The organism is Streptomyces sp. B8-7, from assembly GCF_058833805.1.
The window spans coordinates 1,258,774-1,277,033 of record NZ_JBYRRL010000001.1; the positions used below are offsets into that span (position 1 = coordinate 1,258,774).

Annotated in this window: 13 protein-coding genes and 1 pseudogene; 4 read left to right on the forward strand and 10 right to left on the reverse strand. The window is 74.0% G+C overall.

The features are described 5' to 3' along the window. Positions 1-322 precede the first annotated feature (322 nt). From AC5K6T_RS05210 to lipB, 4 genes are all read right to left on the reverse strand, one after another. Complete coding sequence (locus tag AC5K6T_RS05210) at positions 323-1,027, reverse strand: DUF4191 domain-containing protein (protein ID WP_493206052.1); 705 nt, start codon at positions 1,025-1,027, stop codon at positions 323-325. A gap of 102 nt (positions 1,028-1,129) precedes the next feature. Further along, positions 1,130-1,330 (reverse strand): SCO2195 family GlnR-regulated protein, encoded by a 201-nt coding sequence (locus AC5K6T_RS05215; protein WP_493206053.1) that lies wholly within the window; start codon positions 1,328-1,330, stop codon positions 1,130-1,132. A 330-nt stretch (positions 1,331-1,660) separates the two neighbouring features. Then, a complete protein-coding gene (gene lipA, locus AC5K6T_RS05220; RefSeq protein ID WP_493206055.1) occupies positions 1,661-2,626 on the reverse strand; it encodes a lipoyl synthase in 966 nt (321 codons plus the stop codon). A 150-nt stretch (positions 2,627-2,776) separates the two neighbouring features. Beyond that, the gene (lipB, locus tag AC5K6T_RS05225) at positions 2,777-3,577 is read right to left on the reverse strand and encodes a lipoyl(octanoyl) transferase LipB (protein WP_493206057.1); all 801 of its coding nucleotides are present in this window, start codon (positions 3,575-3,577) and stop codon (positions 2,777-2,779) included. 437 nt (positions 3,578-4,014) lie between these two features. On the opposite strand from lipB, the gene AC5K6T_RS05230 reads away from it, so the two are divergent. Beyond that, positions 4,015-5,448 (forward strand): NsdA family TPR-like regulatory protein, encoded by a 1,434-nt coding sequence (locus AC5K6T_RS05230; protein ID WP_493206059.1) that lies wholly within the window; start codon positions 4,015-4,017, stop codon positions 5,446-5,448. A 189-nt stretch (positions 5,449-5,637) separates the two neighbouring features. Here the strand turns inward: AC5K6T_RS05230 and AC5K6T_RS05235 are convergent, their stop codons facing one another. The 3 genes from AC5K6T_RS05235 to AC5K6T_RS05245 all read right to left on the reverse strand — a co-directional run bounded on the left by AC5K6T_RS05235 (position 5,638) and on the right by AC5K6T_RS05245 (position 9,962). Then, positions 5,638-6,969 (reverse strand): NAD(P)/FAD-dependent oxidoreductase, encoded by a 1,332-nt coding sequence (locus tag AC5K6T_RS05235; protein WP_493206060.1) that lies wholly within the window; start codon positions 6,967-6,969, stop codon positions 5,638-5,640. A 449-nt stretch (positions 6,970-7,418) separates the two neighbouring features. After that, positions 7,419-8,318, reverse strand: a complete 900-nt coding sequence (locus AC5K6T_RS05240; protein ID WP_493206061.1) for a TIGR01777 family oxidoreductase — start codon at positions 8,316-8,318, stop codon at positions 7,419-7,421. Between the two features lie 459 nt (positions 8,319-8,777). Next, positions 8,778-9,962, reverse strand: coding sequence for a MarP family serine protease (locus AC5K6T_RS05245; protein WP_493206063.1), 1,185 nt, complete (start codon positions 9,960-9,962; stop codon positions 8,778-8,780). A 241-nt stretch (positions 9,963-10,203) separates the two neighbouring features. Here AC5K6T_RS05245 and AC5K6T_RS05250 point away from each other — a divergent pair. Then, positions 10,204-10,935: pseudogene (locus AC5K6T_RS05250) on the forward strand (peptidoglycan recognition protein family protein); the annotation flags it as partial. Between the two features lie 391 nt (positions 10,936-11,326). Here AC5K6T_RS05250 and AC5K6T_RS05255 read toward each other — a convergent pair. Together AC5K6T_RS05255 and AC5K6T_RS05260 are read right to left on the reverse strand one after the other, a co-directional pair. Continuing rightward, entirely contained in the window at positions 11,327-11,845 is a 519-nt protein-coding gene (locus AC5K6T_RS05255) for a DUF4240 domain-containing protein (RefSeq protein ID WP_493207351.1), read from the reverse strand. A gap of 326 nt (positions 11,846-12,171) precedes the next feature. Then, on the reverse strand, positions 12,172-13,218 hold the full coding sequence (locus AC5K6T_RS05260) for a helix-turn-helix transcriptional regulator (RefSeq protein ID WP_493207353.1): 1,047 nt from the start codon (positions 13,216-13,218) through the stop codon (positions 12,172-12,174). Between the two features lie 113 nt (positions 13,219-13,331). Between AC5K6T_RS05260 and AC5K6T_RS05265 the strand changes: the two genes are divergently transcribed. Next, a complete protein-coding gene (locus AC5K6T_RS05265; protein ID WP_493206065.1) occupies positions 13,332-14,945 on the forward strand; it encodes a sodium-dependent transporter in 1,614 nt (537 codons plus the stop codon). Next, positions 14,945-15,085: a methionine/alanine import family NSS transporter small subunit gene (locus tag AC5K6T_RS05270; protein WP_493206067.1), complete on the forward strand. Its 141-nt coding sequence runs from the start codon at positions 14,945-14,947 to the stop codon at positions 15,083-15,085. Before AC5K6T_RS05265 ends, AC5K6T_RS05270 begins: the two co-directional genes overlap by 1 nt. A 185-nt stretch (positions 15,086-15,270) precedes the next feature. Here AC5K6T_RS05270 and aceE read toward each other — a convergent pair whose 3' ends face one another. Continuing rightward, positions 15,271-17,985 (reverse strand): pyruvate dehydrogenase (acetyl-transferring), homodimeric type, encoded by a 2,715-nt coding sequence (gene aceE, locus AC5K6T_RS05275; RefSeq protein WP_493206068.1) that lies wholly within the window; start codon positions 17,983-17,985, stop codon positions 15,271-15,273. Positions 17,986-18,260: the final 275 nt, after the last annotated feature.

The following is an 18,260-nucleotide window of genomic DNA, read 5'->3' on the forward strand; positions in this document are numbered from 1 at the left end:
GGGGCCCCGCGCGTCCTGTCCGTCCGAGGCCCGCGCCTCCCGTCCGTCCCACGCGTCCGTCCCGTACCCGTGGGCGCCCCGTACGCGTGCGCATCCCGTACCCGTGAGCGGCCCTGTACACGGGGGTACAGGGGGGTACAGGGGGTACAGGGGGGAGTGAGTCCGGGCCCCGCACACGCAGAAGGGGGCGCGCGGTGTCATACCGTGCGCCCCCTCGGTGTCGGTAGGGAGGCGGAGCGGGCGGCTCCGGCGGGGCTGCGGGTCCGGTCCGCTCCCGGCGGGGGTGCGGTCCTTCCGGTGGCCGGCCACGCGGGTCCGGGGCTCAGCGCCCCTTCGGGCCCCCGCCCTTCGGGAGCTTCATGCCTCTGGGCATGGGGCCCTTCGGCAACGGCATGTTGCTCATCAGGTCGCCCAGGGCGCGCAGCCGGTCGTTGGTCGCCGTGACCTGCGGGCCGTTCAGGACGCGGGGGAGCTTGAGCATGGTCGTGCGCAGCTTCTTCAGCTCGACCTCGCCCTCGCCGTTGCCCACGATGAGGTCGTGCACGGGCACGTCCGCCACGATGCGGTTCATCTTCTTCTTCTCGGCGGCCAGAAGGGACTTCACCCGGTTCGGGTTGCCCTCGGCGACCAGCACGATGCCGGCCTTGCCGACCGCCCGGTGCACCACGTCCTGGCTGCGGTTCATCGCCACCGCGGGAGTGGTCGTCCAGCCCTTGCCGATGTTGTCCAGCACGGCCGCGGCGGCGCCCGGCTGGCCCTCCATCTGCCCGAACGCGGCCCGCTCCGCCCGGCGGCCGAACACGATCGCCGATGCGAGGAAGGCCAGCAGCAGGCCCAGGATGCCGAGATAGATGGGGTGCCCGATCAAGAAACCGATCGCGAGGAAGACACCGAAGGTGACGATTCCGACAGCCGCGAGTACAAGACCGATCTTCTTGTCGGCCCTGCGGGTCATCTTGTAGGTCAGGGCGATCTGCTTCAGTCGCCCGGGGTTGGCGGCCTCCGCCGCGCTTTCCTTCCTCGCCATGCCCCGAAGTCTACGTGTCCGGCTGAGTGCGGACGACGGCAGTGCCGCTCGCGGACGCCCGCGGCCGGGAGCGGGCCGGGGACATCCGTGGCGCGCGCCCGGTCAGGAACGGCCGGAGGTGGCCTGCTCCAGGAAGCGCTGTGTCTCGACCCGGTCCTTGGCACGGCGGCGGTCCTCCAGGACGGAGGTCCAGGCGTTGCGGCGGGCGGTCCGCTGGCCGCCGCTCATCAGCAGGGACTCGACGGCGCGGAGCGCGTCGGTGAAGGACGGGATCGCGGTGGCGCGTACGGGCGCGGCCTGCATGGTGGAGGGCCCCCTCGGTACGGGTGTACGTGGTGTGAGTCAAGCGTCACTGTCTGGTGTTACCAGGGCGTGACCGAGGGGTCAAACACCAGTGAAACCTTTCTGCGCCGACTTTCGGAGGTGCGCCGACAACGGCATGGCCCCGGCGTGCGCCCCATCTGCGGGGACGGCCGGGGCCACGTCCAACCGGCCACTACTGGCCGGTAATTACTTGTGCCTGATTTCACACACTCGCTGCCGCCGGTGGCGTGCGCGGGCACGTCACCCCGCGGGCACGTTCACCCCGCGGGCACGTTCACCGTCGGGCGCTCGCCGTGGGCGGGCCGCCCCTCACACGGCCTGCGCGGCGACGTACTCGCCCCGCTTCTCCACGGCCATCCGGTACAGCCGCCCGGCCCGGTACGAGGAGCGCACCAGCGGGCCGGACATCACGCCGGAGAAGCCGATCTGCTCGGCCTCCTCCTTCAGCTCCACGAACTCGTGCGGCTTCACCCAGCGGTCGACGGGGTGGTGGCGCAGCGAGGGCCGCAGGTACTGGGTGATGGTGATCAGCTCGCAGCCCGCCTCGTGCAGCTGGCGCAGCGCCTCGCCGACCTCCTCGCGGGTCTCGCCCATGCCGAGGATCAGGTTCGACTTGGTGACCAGACCGTAGTCGCGCGCGGCGGTGATGACCTGCAGGGAGCGCTCGTAGCGGAAGCCGGGGCGGATGCGCTTGAAGATCCGCGGGACCGTCTCCACGTTGTGCGCGAACACCTCGGGGCGGGAGCCGAAGACCTCGGCGAGCTGCTCGGGGACCGCGTTGAAGTCGGGGGCGAGCAGCTCGACCTTGGTGCGGCCGGCCTCGCGTCCGGCGGTCTGCGCGTGGATCTGGCGCACCGTCTCGGCGTACAGCCAGGCGCCGCCGTCCTCCAGGTCGTCGCGGGCGACGCCGGTGATGGTGGCGTAGTTCAGGTCCATGGTGACCACCGACTCACCCACGCGCCGCGGCTCGTCGCGGTCGAGCGCCTCGGGCCTGCCGGTGTCGATCTGGCAGAAGTCGCAGCGCCGGGTGCACTGGTCGCCGCCGATGAGGAAGGTCGCCTCGCGGTCCTCCCAGCACTCGTAGATGTTGGGGCAGCCGGCTTCCTGGCAGACGGTGTGCAGACCCTCGCCCTTCACGAGGTTCTGCATCTTCAGGTACTCGGGGCCCATTTTCGCCCGGGTCTTGATCCACTCGGGCTTGCGCTCGATGGGGGTCTGGCTGTTGCGGACCTCCAGGCGCAGCATCTTGCGTCCGTCGGGTGCGACTGCGGACACGACCGGCTCCCTAGCGATTGATTCCTCGGCGTCCCCCAGGGTACGCCCGTTGATTTGCCGGCCGACGGTGCCGTCGGCCTTGACTCCGTGGCCGCCCGGCCTGTGCGGCCGGCTCCGGTGCGCGGGGCCGTGGTCCATGTGCCGCCCCGCCTACGCGGCCGGCGCCTTCTCGATCGTGCGCGGCCTGGGCTCGGCGTTCTCCAGGACGTCGCGCAGGTGCCGCTCGGCGACCGGCAGGACGTCGTCGAGGGTGACGTCGCGGCCCAGCTCGTTCGCCAGCGAGGTGACGCCGGCGTCGCGGATGCCGCACGGGATGATCCGGTCGAACCAGGCGTTGTCCGGGTTCACGTTCAGGGCGAAGCCGTGCATGGTGACGCCCTTGGCCACGCGGATGCCGATCGCGGCGATCTTGCGGTCCTCGCGGCGCTGGCCCGCGTTGGACGGGGCGTACTCCGGGCCGTTCAGCCGCGGGTCGAACTCCTCGTCGTGCAGCCGGGGGTCGAAGTCCAGGGCGAGTCCGCCGAGCGCCGGACGCCGCTCGACCGGGTCGCCGAGCACCCACACCCCGCTGCGGCCCTCGACGCGCGAGGTCTGCAGGCCGAACTCCGCGCAGGTGCGGATCAGGGCCTCCTCCAGCCGCCGGACGTGCGCGACCACGTCCACGGGGCGCGGGAGCTTCAGGATCGGGTAGCCCACGAGCTGTCCCGGGCCGTGCCAGGTGATCTTGCCGCCGCGGTCCACGTCGACGACCGGGGTGCCGTCCAGCGGGCGCTCCCCGTCCTCGGTGCGCCGGCCCGCCGTGTACACCGGGGGGTGCTCCAGGAGCAGCACGGTGTCCGGGACCTCGTCGGCGAACCGCGCCGCGTGCACCCGGCGCTGCTCGTCCCACGCCCCCTGGTACTCCACGGCCTCGGTCCCGAATCCCATACGGACGAACCGCAGCTCACTCACGGCAAGCGCCTCCTCGATGTCGTCAGGGTCTGTCAGATCTGACTGGTCTGCCAGGGCTGACGGGTCGGTCAGGGCTGACAGGTCTGCCAGGTCCGGCACGTCCGACGGCACTGCCAGGGCTGACAGGGCCGCCGGGTGCGGCCGGTCCGGCCGGTCCGGCCGGTCCGGCAAGACTGCTGCCGGGCGCGCAACACGCCCACGCCACTGTACGACTCCCCGTCGCACGTCAGCTCTACGGGCAATCCTCACACGATCGGATGAATGGGCGTCGAAGTGTGCGACGCCCCGCTTACGCTCCGCTACATTCGCGCCGTTCGTAAGGCCATAAGGGCTGCTCACAGGTAATTCCCGGCACTTCGGAACGTCCAGGCACCGCGGTTCACATCCCGTGGCCCGGCACTCCGGAAAGCCCGGGAAGGCAGGAGACCGCACCGCACATGACGGAACGACCCGCGCAGCGCACCCCCAACCGACAGCTCGCCGCGCTCATCGCAGAAGCGGGGTTCTCCAACGCAGGTCTCGCCCGCCGTGTGGACCAGCTGGGCCTGGAACACGGGCTCGATCTCAGATACGACAAGACCTCCGTCACCCGCTGGCTGCGTGGCCAGCAGCCCCGGGGCACCACACCGGCGCTGATCGCCGAGGTGTTCACCCGCCGCCTGGGCCGCCGCCTCACCGCCCAGGACCTCGGCCTCGACGCGTGCGCCCCGGTCTACGCGGGGCTGGAGTTCGCCGGCGGCCCCGAAGAGGCCGTCGACATCGTCAGCGGCCTCTGGCGCAAGGACTCCGGCAGCCACGCCGAACTCCGCAAGATCGCCTTCACGCCGGCCGGGCTCGTGGTGCCCAGCCGGGACTGGCTGATCGGGCGGGCCGACGAGCGGGTCGCCCGCGGCGAGCAGCCCCGCGTCCCCGCCCAGGGCCGCCCGGCCGTGCCGCGCCAGCGCGGCGGGGCCGAGCGCGGGGCCGGCCAGCGGGTCAGCGGCGGCGACATCGCCGCGCTGCGCTCGGTCGGCGACCTGTTCCGCACGCTGGACGACATGTACGGCGGCGGTCACGCCCGGCAGGCCCTGGTGCGCTACCTGGAGCACGAGTGCGAGCCGATGCTGCGCGGCACCTACGGGGAGCAGACCGGCCGCCGGCTGTTCGCGGCGGCCGCGGACCTGACCCGGCTGGCCGGGTGGACCTCCTACGACATCGCCGCGCACGGGCTCGCGCAGCGCTACTTCGTGCAGGCGCTGCGGCTCGCCCAGGCCGCCGCGGACCGTGCCTACGGGTCGTACGTCCTGGTCACCATGAGCCGCCAGGCCGTCTACCTCGGACACGGCCGCGAGGCCGTGCAGCTGGCCCGGGTCGCCCAGCAGGGCGTGGGCGGCGCGGCGCCGCCCGCCGTGCAGTCCCTGCTGCACGCGGCCGAGGCCCGCGGACACGGCGTGCTCGGCGAGGTGCGGGCCTGCACGGCGTCCCTGGTCCGCGCCGAACGCGCGCTGGAGGCGGCCCGGCCCGGGGACGAGGTGCCGTACTGGGGTCGGTTCTTCGACGAGGCGCAGCTCGCCGACGAGTTCGGCCACTGCCACCGGGACCTGCAGCAGTACCGGGCGGCCGTGCAGCACGCCGAACGGGCCCTGCGGCTGCGCGCGCCCGCCTTCGCCCGTTCCAGGCTGCTCTGCCGCGTCGTGCTCGCGACCGCCCGGCTGGGGCTCGGCGAGCTGGACCAGGCCTGTCTGCTGGCGGCGGAGGCCGCCGGACAGGCCGCGGAGATGCGCTCCGTCCGGGCGGTGGAGTACGTCCGCGACTTCGAACGCCGCCTGGAGCCCTACCGCGACGCCGCCCCGGTCCGCGGCTACCGGGACAGGATCGCCGCCCTGGGCTGACCGCCGGGCCCGGTGCGCCGGAGCGGTCCCGCGGGATCCCGCGGAGTCACACGGGGCGCCCGCGGCGCCCTTGCGGCGCCGGCCGGGCGTGACGGGTCCGCGCTCCGGCCGGGCCGACCGGCCGGAGCCGCTGTCGGCCGGAGCCGCTGTCGGCCGGAGCCGCTGCCGGCCGGAGCCGCTGCGGGCCGGTCAGGCGGCCTGGCGTACCGGTTCCGCCGTGTGCAGGCAGCCGCCCGCTCCCAGATCCGCGAGGATCGCCGCCGACGCCCGGTGGCCCGAGTGGAGCGCCCCCTGCACCGTGCTGGTGTCCCGGTGGTCGCCGCACACGTACAGGCCCGCCAGCAGCCGGACCGGCCGGCGGACGTCGTGCGGCGGGCGCATGACGGGCAGCGCCTCGGGGGTGTGGTGCACGGCCAGGGTCTCCCAGCGGGTCGTGGACGTGCCGTACAGGCGGGCCAGGTGCAGCCGCACCGAGGTGTCCAGGCCCGGGCCGGGCGGGCCCGCGACCGTCGACGAGACCAGCGCCCGGCCCGTCGGCGCCCGGGTCGGGTCGACCTCGCTGATCACCGCCGTGTGCAGGACCGGGCCCGACCGGTCCGCGTCCAGCAGCAGCGCGGCGCCCGCGGGCGGCGGCGCGTCCGTGGCGTGGTGCACGACCGTCAGGGCGTGGAAGTCCGGCGCCCGCAGGCCGGGCAGCAGACCGGCGGCGCTGCGGGCGTCGGTGGCCAGCAGGACGGCCCGGCAGCGGAACTCGCCGTGCTCGGCCGTGGTCACCGAGGTGGTGGACACCGACGTGACCCGGATCCCGGTGTGCAGGGTGCCGGTCGGCAGGGTGCGGGCGAGGAGTTCCGGCAGCGCCTCGGCGCCGCCCTCCGGTACGCACAGCCGCCCGGCCGCGAACGCCTGCAGGGCGAGGTCGGCGCAGCGACTGGACGTGCTCAGGCCCGGATCGCCCAGCAGCGCCGCGAGCAGCGGGCGCAGGAAGCCGTCGACCGTGCGGGCCGGCAGGCCGCGGGAGGCCAGGGCCCGGTCCGCGGTCAGCTCCGGCCGGGCCAGCAGCCGCTCGGCCGGTGTCGCGGAGAGCCGGGCCAGCGCGGCTCCGAGCCTGGCCTGGTCCACGGCGTTGCCCACGGGATGGCCGTGCTGCTGCGGACGGGGGGCGCTCGCGAAGGCGCGCACTGTGTGAAGTGCGCCCCTCGCGCTCCCTCGGTGTGCGGGGGCGCCGACCCGGTACCGGCGGCCGTCGCCGTGCAGCAGGACGCCCGGCGCGAACCGGCGCAGGACCAGGGCGTCGAGGCCGGGAGTCAGGGCCAGTTCCGGATATGCCGTGGACAGCGGCTGCGCCATGCGGTCGAGCCGGAACCCGTCGACCTTCTCGGTCGACATGCGGCCGCCCGCCGAGGGGGCGGCTTCCAGGACGGCTGTGCTGACCCCTGCTCTGGTCAGCCTCTGTGCTGCGGAGAGCCCGGCGACCCCGGCTCCCACCACGACGACGTCCGCCTGATACGCGGGCTGTAGCACGTGCCCCTCCTTGAGGTTGCGCGGCCGGTGGAGACCTCATGCCCCCGATGGGCTCCGGGGATACCCGAGTCCCGCTCGACGAGGTTAGGAGCGGGACCGATCAGAGGCAGTCGCGCATCGGCAGAGCACGGTCGCATACCGGTCGCACGTGGTCGTCGACTCTCCTTCTCCGGACGTACACCGTCTCGCACCCCGCCGTCGACCAGGCCGCCGCCCCCCGCTCCGTCCGGCCCGGGGCCCTCCGGCCCGGGGCCCTCCGACCCGGGGCCCTCCGACCCACCTCGGCCGCGTCGGCCGGCCCGGGTCCACCTCGACCAACCCCCGTCAGCCTCCGTGCACTTCGGCGGCCTCACGTGCCACCGCTCCGCCGCCACTCCGCCCGGTTCGCGCCGGCCGGCCTCGCTCCGCCCCGCCCGCCCGGCTGTCGCGGTCCGCCGGGCGCCTCGCCGTCAGTCGAGCGCCGCGCGGATCGCGTCCTCGATGCCGGGCTGCGCGAACACGAACCCCGACTCCAGCAGCCGCTTCGGCAGCACCCGGTGACTGCCCAGCACCTCGCCCGCCATCTCCCCGAGGGCCGCCCGGAGCACCGGCGCGGGCGCGGCGAGCAGCGCCGGACGGTGCAGCACCCCGGCCATCGCCGCGGTGATCTCACGGTTCGTCAGCGGCTTCGGCGCGGTCACGTTGAACGGGCCCGACAGGTCGTCACGGTCGATCAGATGCCGGATCGCGGCCACCTCGTCGTGCAGCGAGACGTACGACCAGTACTGCCGGCCGTCCCCGAAGCGCACCCCCAGGCCGGCCTTGAACAGCGGGAACAGCTTCCCCCACGCCCCGCCGCCGCGCGCCACCACCAGGCCGGTGCGGGGGAACACCGTCCGTACGCCCGCCTCCTGCGCCGGCGCGGCCGCCGCCTCCCACTCCTCGCACACCGACGCCAGGAAGCCGTCCCCGGCCGGCGCGTCCTCGTCCACCGCGCGCTGCCCGGTGTCGCCGTACCAGCCGATCGCGCTGCCGCTGACGAAGACCCGCGGCCGCACCTGCGGCGCGGCGACGGCCCTGGCCAGTGTGCGGGTGCCGAGGACCCGGCTGGAGCGGATCTCCTCCCGGTACGACGCCGTCCACGGCCGGGCGCCGATCCCCGCACCCGCCAGGTTCACCACCGCGTCGCACCCGGCGAGGGCGGCCGTGTCCACCCGCCCGCCCTGCGGGTCCCACCGGGCCTCGTTCGCCGCTCTCGGCGGCCGGCGCACCAGCCGCACCACCTCATGCCCGTCCACCGCCAGGGACTCCACCAGCGCCCTGCCGATCAGCCCGGACGCCCCGGCCACCACGATTCGCGCACGCGTCATGCCCCCATCCTGCCGGGTGCGGCGCGCCGGCCGGGCACCGCCTCGGCCACGTCGGCCGGGGCGTGTCGCGAGAGCGCAGCCCGGCTCGCACCCCCGGGACGGCGGTGAGCGTCCGCCCGGTCCGGCCCCGGGCACCGTGCCCGGCGGGCCGTGCGCGGCCGGGGCCGGCGGTTCCCGCTCCGGCATGCCGGCGCGGCACGCGCGCCGGCCGCCGTCCGCAGGGGCGGTCACGGACGGCCCGGCGGGGTCCCGTCGCGACCCGGCCGGGTCCTGCCGCGGCCGCACGTCCGGTGCCGCCGCGCCGTCCGACGCTCCCGCACCGCCTGCCCTGCCACACCGGCCCACCTGCCCCGTCTGCCCCGTCAGCCCAGCCTGCCCCGTCTGCCCCGTCAGCCCAGCCTGCCCCGTCAGCCCCGTCAGCCCCGCACGCCGCGCCTCCCGGGGGCCCCGCGGGTCCGGTCAGGGTGTGATCAGACGGCCCGTGTCCACCGGGGTCGTCGCCGTCGCCGCGCGGCGCGCCTCGGGGGCCACCTCGTCCGCCGTGAGGACGTACGCCGTCTGCGGGTCCGAGGTGGAGCGGGCGAAGACCACGCCGATCACCTTGCCGTCGGTGGTCAGCAGCGGGCCGCCGGAGTTGCCGGGGCGGACGGTCGAGCGGATCGAGTAGATCTCGCGGGTGACGGTCCCGTCGCTGTAGATGTTCTGCCCCCGGGCGTGCAGCCGGACGGCGACCGTGGCCGCCTGGAGGTCGAGCCCGCCGTCCTCCGGGTAGCCCGCCACCACGGCCCGGTCCCCGCGCGCCGCGGTGTCCTCGAACTCCAGCACGGGCGCCGCGAGCCCCGGAACGTACAGCACGGCCACGTCCTTGGCCGGGTCGAAGAGCACCACCCGCGCCGGGTGCACCTGCCCGACGCCGCCGACCCGCACCTGCGGCCGGTCGATGCCGGCCACCACATGGGCGTTGGTCATCACGTGCTCCGTCGCGTACACGAACCCGCTGCCCTCGCGCCCCTGTGTGCCCGAGGAGCCCTCGATCTTCACCGTGGCCCGCTGGGCGGCGCGGGTGGCCGCGGGCGTGACGCTGTCCCCGGAGGGGGTGGGCACCTCGGCCGTCGACTCGTTCTCGAACGGGTTGAAGACCTGCGGGAAGCCCGCCTCGGTCAGCGCCGACGTGGCCCGCGAGAACCACCCGGGAGTGGTGTCCGGCATCGTCTGCTGGACCGTGCCCAGCAGCCGCGAGTCGCGGATGGCGGAGGTCAGCAGCGGCGAGGAGGAGGCGGCCAGCACACTCGCCGCCACCCAGGCCACGACCAGCACGGCCACCGCGTTGGCCACGGCCCCGCCGGTGCCGTCGGCCACTCTCAGCGGGCCCCGGTCCAGCTCGCGCCGGAGCCGCAGGGCCGGCCGTCCGGCCAGCTCGTGTCCCACCACCGCGGGCAGCAGCACCGTGACCACGGCCAACGCCGTGGCCGCCGTGGTCCCCGGCGTCACCAGCTCCATCACCCACGGCAGCACCCACACGCCGAGCACCGCGCCGCCCACGAACCCGGCGAGCGAGACACAGCCGGCCACCAGGCCGCGCCGGTACCCGGACCCGGCGTAGGCCAGGACCACCACCAGCAGCAGGATGTCGAACAGGTCCACGGAGCCGCCTTTCCCTCTGACCCCTTGGTACGCGGGCGATGCGCCCGGTGATCAGTCGCAGGCGCTGTCACCCGGGGAAACGCCGCACAGGGGAACAATGGTTCCACCGGGTGGCACAGCACACATCGCGGGCGGAACGGAACCGTCCGACAGTGGGGGCATGCGTGTCCTTCGAGCGGCCTTCCGGAGAGCGGCGGAGGTCCGTGGCCGCCGCCGGGTACGGATACCCCGCCCCGCGCTGATCGTGCTCGCCTGCCTGCCGGGTGTGGCCGCCGCCGTCGCCCTGGGGCTGGCCCTGAGCGCGTCCGGGCCCGGCCGGCCGGACCCGCACCGGACCGCCCCCCGCCGCGCCGCCGCGCACACCGCGCCCCGTCCGGCGATCCTGCCCCGGTCGGCCTGGCTCACCGAGGACGTCGCCCCGGGCAGCACCCCGCCGCCGCGCTACGACGACCGGGTCCTCGCCGTCTTCGTGCACCACACCGACTCGCCCAACGCCTACGACTGCTCCGAGACGCCCCGCATCATCCGGTACCTGTACGCCGACCAGACCGGCGCCCGGGACTGGGACGACATCGGCTACAACTTCCTCGTCGACCGCTGCGGGGTCGTCTACGAGGGCCGGGCGGGCGGCGTCACACGGGCCGTGACCGGGGCCCACACCCAGGGCTTCAACCACCGCACGGCCGGGATCGCCGCCATCGGCACCTTCACCGCGGGCGTGCCGGTGCCCCGGGTGATGTCGGACGCGATCGCCGCGCTGGCCGCGTGGAAACTCGGGCTGTCGGACACCGACCCCCGGGCGACCGTGCGGCTGGTGTCCAGCAACAGCCGCAGCCGGTTCCGGGCGGGCTCCGCGGCCACGCTGCCCACCCTCGCCGGCCACACCGACGCGTTCATGACCAGCTGTCCGGGGGCGTCCCTGTCCGCCGCGCTTCCGGAGATCCGCCGGCTCGCGGCCCGCCTCCAGGGCCGCACCCGAGCCGCCGCGGCCGAGCCGTCGTACCCCCCGGGAGCGCCGTACCCGGGTCTCCGCGGCCGGGGCTTCACCCCCTGGGCCGTGGTACCCGGGGCCGTCGTGGCCGAGGCGCCGTACCCGGGGCTGTCGTAGCCGACCGGGGCCGTCGTGGCCGACCGGGGCCGTCGTGGCCGGCAGGCCGGGCCGGATCCTTCACCCGGCCGCGCGCACCGCCCCGGTACGCGCGCCGCAGCCGGGAACACCGCCCCGCACGGATGCCCCCTGACCGGGCCGGGCGAGGTCCACCGCGCGGTCCGGCCGCGCCCCGCAGGGGTGCGGGGAACCGCGCGACGAGCCACGACGGCGCCGCGGCCGGCCGACACCGTACGGGGTACTTCCGGCGGAGCGCCTATTCCCTGAACCGCCGCCACAACCGCGGGCAGCGCGCGGCCAGTTCGCCGTCGTTCTCCAGGTCCAGCGGCGTGCCCTCGGGCTCCGCCGGGGCGGCCGGGATGCCGAGGTCGGGGGCGATGGTGCCGGTGAGCTGCTCGTAGGCCTCGTCGGCGGCGTAGCCCAGCTCCTCGCCGTCCCCGTCGATCTCCGGGTCGAAGTCCACCAGCAGGTCGGCGAGCGCGTCCGCGTCGTGCACCGCGCCCTCGAACACCTCCCGGCCCTGGCCGATCAGCCAGCAGCGGAAGAAGTCGAAGGCGTCGTCGCTGGCGCCGTCCAGCAGCACCCAGGCGGCGCCCCACAGGTCCCAGTGGTAGGCGCGCTGGTAGCGGGCCTCGAAGTGCCGGGCGAAGTCGAGCACCGACTCCGGGTCCAGGCCGGTGAGCCGGTCCACCAGCAGGTCGGCCTGGTCCTCGGGGTCACCCTCGGCGGCCTCGCGGGTGGAGTCGACCAGCTCCCAGAACTCCGTCTCGTCCATCACGGGTCCAGCATCGGGCCTGCGCCTCGCCGACGCACGCGGAAACCGCCGGTCCGTACCCGCCGTTCGGGCCCGACGCCGCACACCCGCCCCTGTGCCCCCGCCCACACCACGCCCGGCACCCACGGCCAACGACCACGGCCGCCGCGTACGGCCGACGACCACGGCCGCCGCGTACGGCCGACGACCATGGCCACCGCGTACGGCCGACAGCCACGGCCGACGGCCGCGGAGGCCACCCGCAGCCGGTGGCCGCGGCCCGTCCCCGCGGCCACCACGGCCGACGGCCGGCCGGTGGAGCCGTCCGGTCCCGCACCGCCATGGCGTCATTCGGACCGGTAGAGCCTGGCCATCCGCCGTGCGTCCTGCCGGAACCGGGCGCGCAGCGACGCCGGGGCCAGCACCTCGGCCTCCGCTCCCAGCGCAGTGAGCTGGCTGTGCGCCACCTCCTCCGACTCCACCCGCAGGGTGAGCCGCAGCCAGCCGTCCGCGCCCGGCTCTCCCGCCGCCGCGAGGGCGTCCCGTGCGGAGAGCGGGTCGACGGTGTGCGGCAGCATGCGCAGGCCGCGCTCGGAGAGCCGTACCACGACCTCGGCGCGCAGCAGCGACCGGGCGAACCGCTCGGCCTGCCCGGCCCAGAAGCCGGGCAGATCGAACTCCGCGTCTCTGATGAATCGTTCCTCCCGGGGTGTCACCTCCGTGAACCGGTCGATCCGGTACGTCCGGAACACCCCGTCCGCCCCGCCTTCCGGCGCCCTGTTCACCCGGCCGTCCTCGGCGCTCCTCGCCCCGCCCGGCCCCCCGTCGCCGGCCACCCGCGCGCACAGGTACCAGCGCCCCGCCTTCAGCACGAGCCCGTACGGTTCGAGGACCCGCTCGACCTCGGTGTCCCCGCGCCGGTACCGCGCGGTGACGACCCGGTCGTCCCACACGGCCTCCGCCACGGCCGGCAGCAGCTTCGGCGCCGCGGGCTCGCTGAACCAGGCCGGCGCGTCCAGATGGAACCGCTGCGCCGCCGTACGCGAGGCGTCCCGCAGGGACGGCAGCAGCGCGGCCGACACCTTCAGCCGGGCCGCCGAGGCGGCGTCCTCAAGGCCCATCTCCCGCAGCGCGGCGGGCACTCCGGACAGGAACAGCGCCTCCGCCTCGCCGCGGGCCAGCCCCGTCAGCCGCGTCCGGTAGCCGCCGATCAGCCGGTATCCGCCGGTCCTTCCCCGGTCGGCGTACACCGGCACGCCGGCCTCGGACAGCGCCTGGGCGTCCCGGGTGATCGTCCGCTCCGACACCTCCAGCTCCCGCGCCAGTTCGGCGGCGGTCATGGAAGGCCGGGACTGAAGGAGGAGCACCATCTTGATCAGCCGTGCGGCTCGCATGTCAGCCATTCTGCCGGGTCCTTCACCCGCTCGGGCGCACATCTCCCTGTGCGCACGCCAGAACCGCTGTTAACGTCGCATCAATCGGGATGTACCCGGACGAGGACACGCACATGGCGAATCAGCCCCGTGAACAATGGGCCACGCGGACGGGATTCCTCCTCGCCGCCATCGGCTCCGCAGTCGGTCTCGGCAACATCTGGCGCTTTCCCGCCGTCGCTTACGACAACGGCGGCGGCGCCTTTCTCTTCCCCTATCTCGTCGCGCTCCTCACGGCGGGCATCCCGCTGCTGATCATGGAGTACGCGATCGGCCGCAGATACCGGACGTCGCCGCCCGCCGCCCTGCGGCAGATGGCCCGCCCGGCGGAGCCGCTCGGCTGGTGGCAGGTGGCGATCTCGTTCGTCATCGCCACCTACTACGCGGTCATCATCGCCTGGGCCGTCCGCTACGTCGGCTTCTCCGCCGACCAGGCCTGGGGCGACGACCCGGAGGGCTTCCTCTTCGGCAGCTTCCTCAAGGCCTCCCAGGACCCCGGCTTCGTCTCCGGGTACGTCTCCGGAGTGCTGTGGCCCCTCATCGCCGTCTGGGTGGTGGTGCTGGGCATCCTGGCGTTCGGCATCCGGCGCGGCATCGAGAAGGCCAACAAGATCTTCATCCCGCTGCTGATCGTGTTCTTCGCGGCGCTGGTGATCCGGTCGCTCACGCTGGACGGCGCCGCCGAGGGCCTGGACGCGTTCTTCCGGCCCGACTGGTCCGAACTCGGCAACGGCAGCGTCTGGGTGGCCGCCTACGGCCAGATCTTCTTCTCGCTGTCCATCGGCTTCGGCATCATGGTCACCTACGCGTCCTATCTGCGGCGCCGGGCGGACCTCACCGGCTCCGCCCTGGTCGCCGGGTTCGCGAACAGCTCCTTCGAGATCCTCGCCGGCATCGGCGTCTTCGCCACGCTGGGTTTCATGGCCCAGGCCCAGGGCGTGCCGGTGAGCGAGGTGGCGACCGCGGGCCTCGGGCTGGCCTTCGTCGCCTTTCCCACGATCATCTCGGAGATGTGGGGCGGCGGCGTGTTCGGGGTGCTGTTCTTCGTGTCGCTGGTGATCGCGGGTCTGTCCTCGCTGATCTCCATCGTCCAGGTGGTGGTCTCCGCCGTGCAGGACCGCACCGGCATGCACCGCATCCCGGCCGTGTTCGGCGTCGGCGGCCTGGTGGCGCTGGCCTCGATCCTGATCTTCCCGACCCACGAGGGCGTCTATCTGCTGGACGTCTCCGACCACTTCATCAACCAGTACGGCATCGCGCTCGCCGCGCTGGTCGGTGTGATCGCGGTGGCCTGGTTCATGCGCAAGCTGCCCGAACTCCAGCGGGACGCCGACGCCACCTCCGCCGTGCAGCTCGGCCACTGGTGGCGCCTGTGCCTCGGCCTGATCACGCCCGTCGTGCTGGGCTGGATGATGATCGACAGCCTGCGCCACGAGTTCGACGAGAACTACGAGGGCTACTCCACCTCGTTCCTGCTGGGCGCGGGCTGGAGCGTCGCGATCGCCGCGCTGGTGGTCGGCATCCTGCTGTCCCTGATCCCCTGGAAGGCGGAGCGGGGCGGACTGATCGACCTGGACATGGAGACGGCCGAGGAGGCCGAGGCGCACCGCAGACGCCGTGAGCACGGCGGCCACGGCGAGCAGGGAGAACACGGAGAGCACGGAGAGCACGGAGAGGAGGACCGCTGATGTCCGGTGGCGCCATCGTGATGATGCTCATCGCCATTCTGATCGTGTGGGGCGGTCTCGTACTGGCCATCGTCCAGCTGCGCCGCCACCCCGACCCGGGCCCGACCGAGGAGGAGGCCGCCGTCCCGCACGCCGAGTAGCGGCCCCCGGGCGCGCGCCACCACGCTGCCCTTCGGCAGGGCCCCGGCTCCCGCGGCGGGCCGGGGCCGGAGCACCGGGCCGCCGGCCCGCGGACCTCCCGTGACACGGCGAGCCGCCGGCCCCCTTCCAGGGGCCGGCGGCTCGCCGTGTCACTGCCGCAGGCGTACCCCTGCAGGCCGTACCCCTACAGGCCGTACCGCTCCCGGGCCTCCTTCACCGCGGTCGCCTTGACCTCGCCCCGCTTGGCGAGGGAGGCCAGCGCCGCGACGACGATCGACTCGGCGTCGACACCGAAGTGCCGGCGGGCCGCGTCCCGGGTGTCGGACAGGCCGAAGCCGTCCGCACCGAGCGACGCCCAGTCCTGCCCGACCCACTGGGCGATCTGGTCCGGGACCTGGCGCATGTAGTCGGAGACCGCCAGGACCGGGCCCTCGGCCCCCTGCAGCGCCTGGCGTACGTACGGCACCCGCTCCTCGCCGCGCAGCAGGGCCGCGTCGGCCTCCAGGGCGTCCCGGCGCAGCTCCGTCCAAGACGTCGCGGACCACACGTCCGCCGCCACGCCCCACTCCTCGGCCAGCAGCCGCTGCGCCTTGAGCGCCCAGTGGATCGCGGTGCCCGAGCCCATCAGCTGGATGCGCGGGGCGTTCGCCGCGGCCACGGTCACCCCGGCCGACTCGGCCGTGTTGAACCGGTACAGGCCCTTGACGATGCCCTCGTCGATGCCGAGGCCGGCCGGCTTGGCGGGCTGCGGCAGCGGCTCGTTGTAGACGGTCAGGTAGTAGAAGACGTCCGGGTCCTCGCCGGGCGCGGCCTCGCCGTACATACGGCGCAGGCCGTCCTTGACGATGACGGCGACCTCGTAGGCGAACGCCGGGTCGTAGGTCAGCGCCGCCGGGTTCGTCGCGGCGATCACCGGGGAGTGGCCGTCGGCGTGCTGCAGGCCCTCGCCCGTCAGGGTCGTCCGGCCGGCCGTGGCGCCGACCAGGAAGCCGCGGCCGAGCTGGTCGCCGAGCTGCCACATCTGGTCGGCGGTGCGCTGCCAGCCGAACATCGAGTAGAAGATGTAGAACGGGATCATCGGCTCGCCGTGCGTCGCGTACGACGTGGCGGCGGCGATGAAGTCGGCCATCGAACCGGCCTCGGTGATCCCCTCGTTGAGGATCTGCCCGTTCTCGGCCTCCTTGTAGTACATCAGCTGGTCGCGGTCGACCGGCTCGTACGTCTGGCCCTTGGGGGAGTAGATCCCGAGGGACGGGAACAGCGACTCCATGCCGAAGGTGCGGGCCTCGTCGGGGACGATCGGCACCCAGCGCCTGCCGGTCTCCCTGTCGCGGACCAGGTCCTTGACGAGGCGGACGAAGGCCATGGTGGTGGCGACGCTCTGGGAACCGGAGCCCTTGTCGAACGCCGCGAACGCCTTCTCGGCCGGGGCCGGCAGCGGGCCGACGGGGTGCACCCGGCGGGCCGGGGCCGGACCGCCGAGGGCCGCGCGGCGCTCGGCGAGGTAGCGCACCTCCGGGGAGCCGGCGCCGGGGTGGCCGTAGGGGACCTGGCCGTCGGCGAAGGCGCTGTCGCTGATCGGCAGCTCCAGCAGGTCGCGCATGGTCCGGAACTCGTCCACCGTCAGCTTCTTCATCTGGTGGTTGGCGTTCTTGGACGCGAAGCCCGTACCGAGGGTGTGGCCCTTGACCGTCTGGGCCAGGATCACGGTCGGCGCGCCCTTGTGCTCCAGAGCCGCCTTGTACGCGGCGAAGACCTTGCGGGACTCGTGGCCGCCGCGTGAGAAGTGGAAGCACTCCAGGATCTTGTCGTCGCCGAGCAGCTTCGCCATCTCCACGAGCGCGGGGTCGGCCCCGAAGAAGTTCTCGCGGATGTAGGCGGCGTCACGGGTCTGGTACGTCTGGATCTGCGCGTCCGGGACCTGGCGCAGCCGGCGGACCAGGGCGCCCGTGGTGTCCAGGGCGAACAGCTCGTCCCAGGCGGAGCCCCACAGCGTCTTGACCACGTTCCAGCCGGCGCCGCGGAACTGGGCCTCCAGCTCCTGCACGATCTTGAAGTTGGCGCGGACCGGGCCGTCCAGGCGCTGGAGGTTGCAGTTGATGACGAAGGTGAGGTTGTCCAGCTCCTCGCGGGCGGCCAGGGCGAGGGCCGCCGTGGACTCCGGCTCGTCCATCTCGCCGTCGCCGAGGAACGCCCACACGTGCGAGGCCGAGACGTCCTTGATGCCGCGGTGGGTGAGGTAGCGGTTGAAGCGGGCCTGGTAGATCGCCGACAGCGGGCCGAGGCCCATGGACACGGTCGGGAACTCCCACAGCCAGGGCAGCCGGCGCGGGTGCGGGTAGGAGGGCAGGCCGTTGCCGCCGGCCTCCTGGCGGAAGTGGTCCAGGTGCGCCTCGGTCAGCCGGCCGTCGAGGAAGGCCCGGGCGTAGATGCCGGGGGAGGCGTGGCCCTGGATGTAGAGCTGGTCGCCGGAGCCGGCCGCCGCGCCGGTCTCCTTGCCCCGGAAGAAGTGGTTGAAGCCGGTCTCGTACAGCCAGGCCGCCGAGGCGAACGTCGCGATGTGGCCGCCGACGCCGTGCTTCGAGCCGCGGGTGACCATCGCGGCCGCGTTCCAGCGGTTCCACGCCGTGATCCGGGCCTCCATCGCCGGGTCACCGGGCAGCTCCGGCTCGGCGGCGGTGGGGATGGTGTTGACGTAGTCGGTCTCCAGCAGCTTCGGCAGCGCGATGCCGCCCGCCTCGGCGCGCTCCAGCGTGCGCCGCATCAGGTACGCGGCACGGTGCGGCCCGGCAGCCTTGGCCACGGCGTCCAGGGAGGCCTGCCATTCGGCGGTCTCCTCCGGGTCGCGGTCGGGGAGCTGGTCGAGCTCACTGGGCTGGATGGCGTAGGGGTCGGTCATGTCGCCGCCTTCCTCAGTCGAAGGGGGTTCCCTCGTCGGTAAGGGTCGGGGGGTGCCCTCGGTCTTTGGCAGGACAGGGCTGGAGCCTCGATACGGTGCCGTGGTGCGGCCCCGCCGCGCGGCCCGTCGGCGACTGTAACCCCCTGATCGATGATCGATCAAAGGGGCAGGGAGAAAACCTCTTGATCACGAGAAAGTCGGCACCGGGTGCCTTGGGCGGTGGCACCCAGTGACGCCTTCCGTAGAGGTTTGCGCAGGTGGGGCGGCGTGCCCCG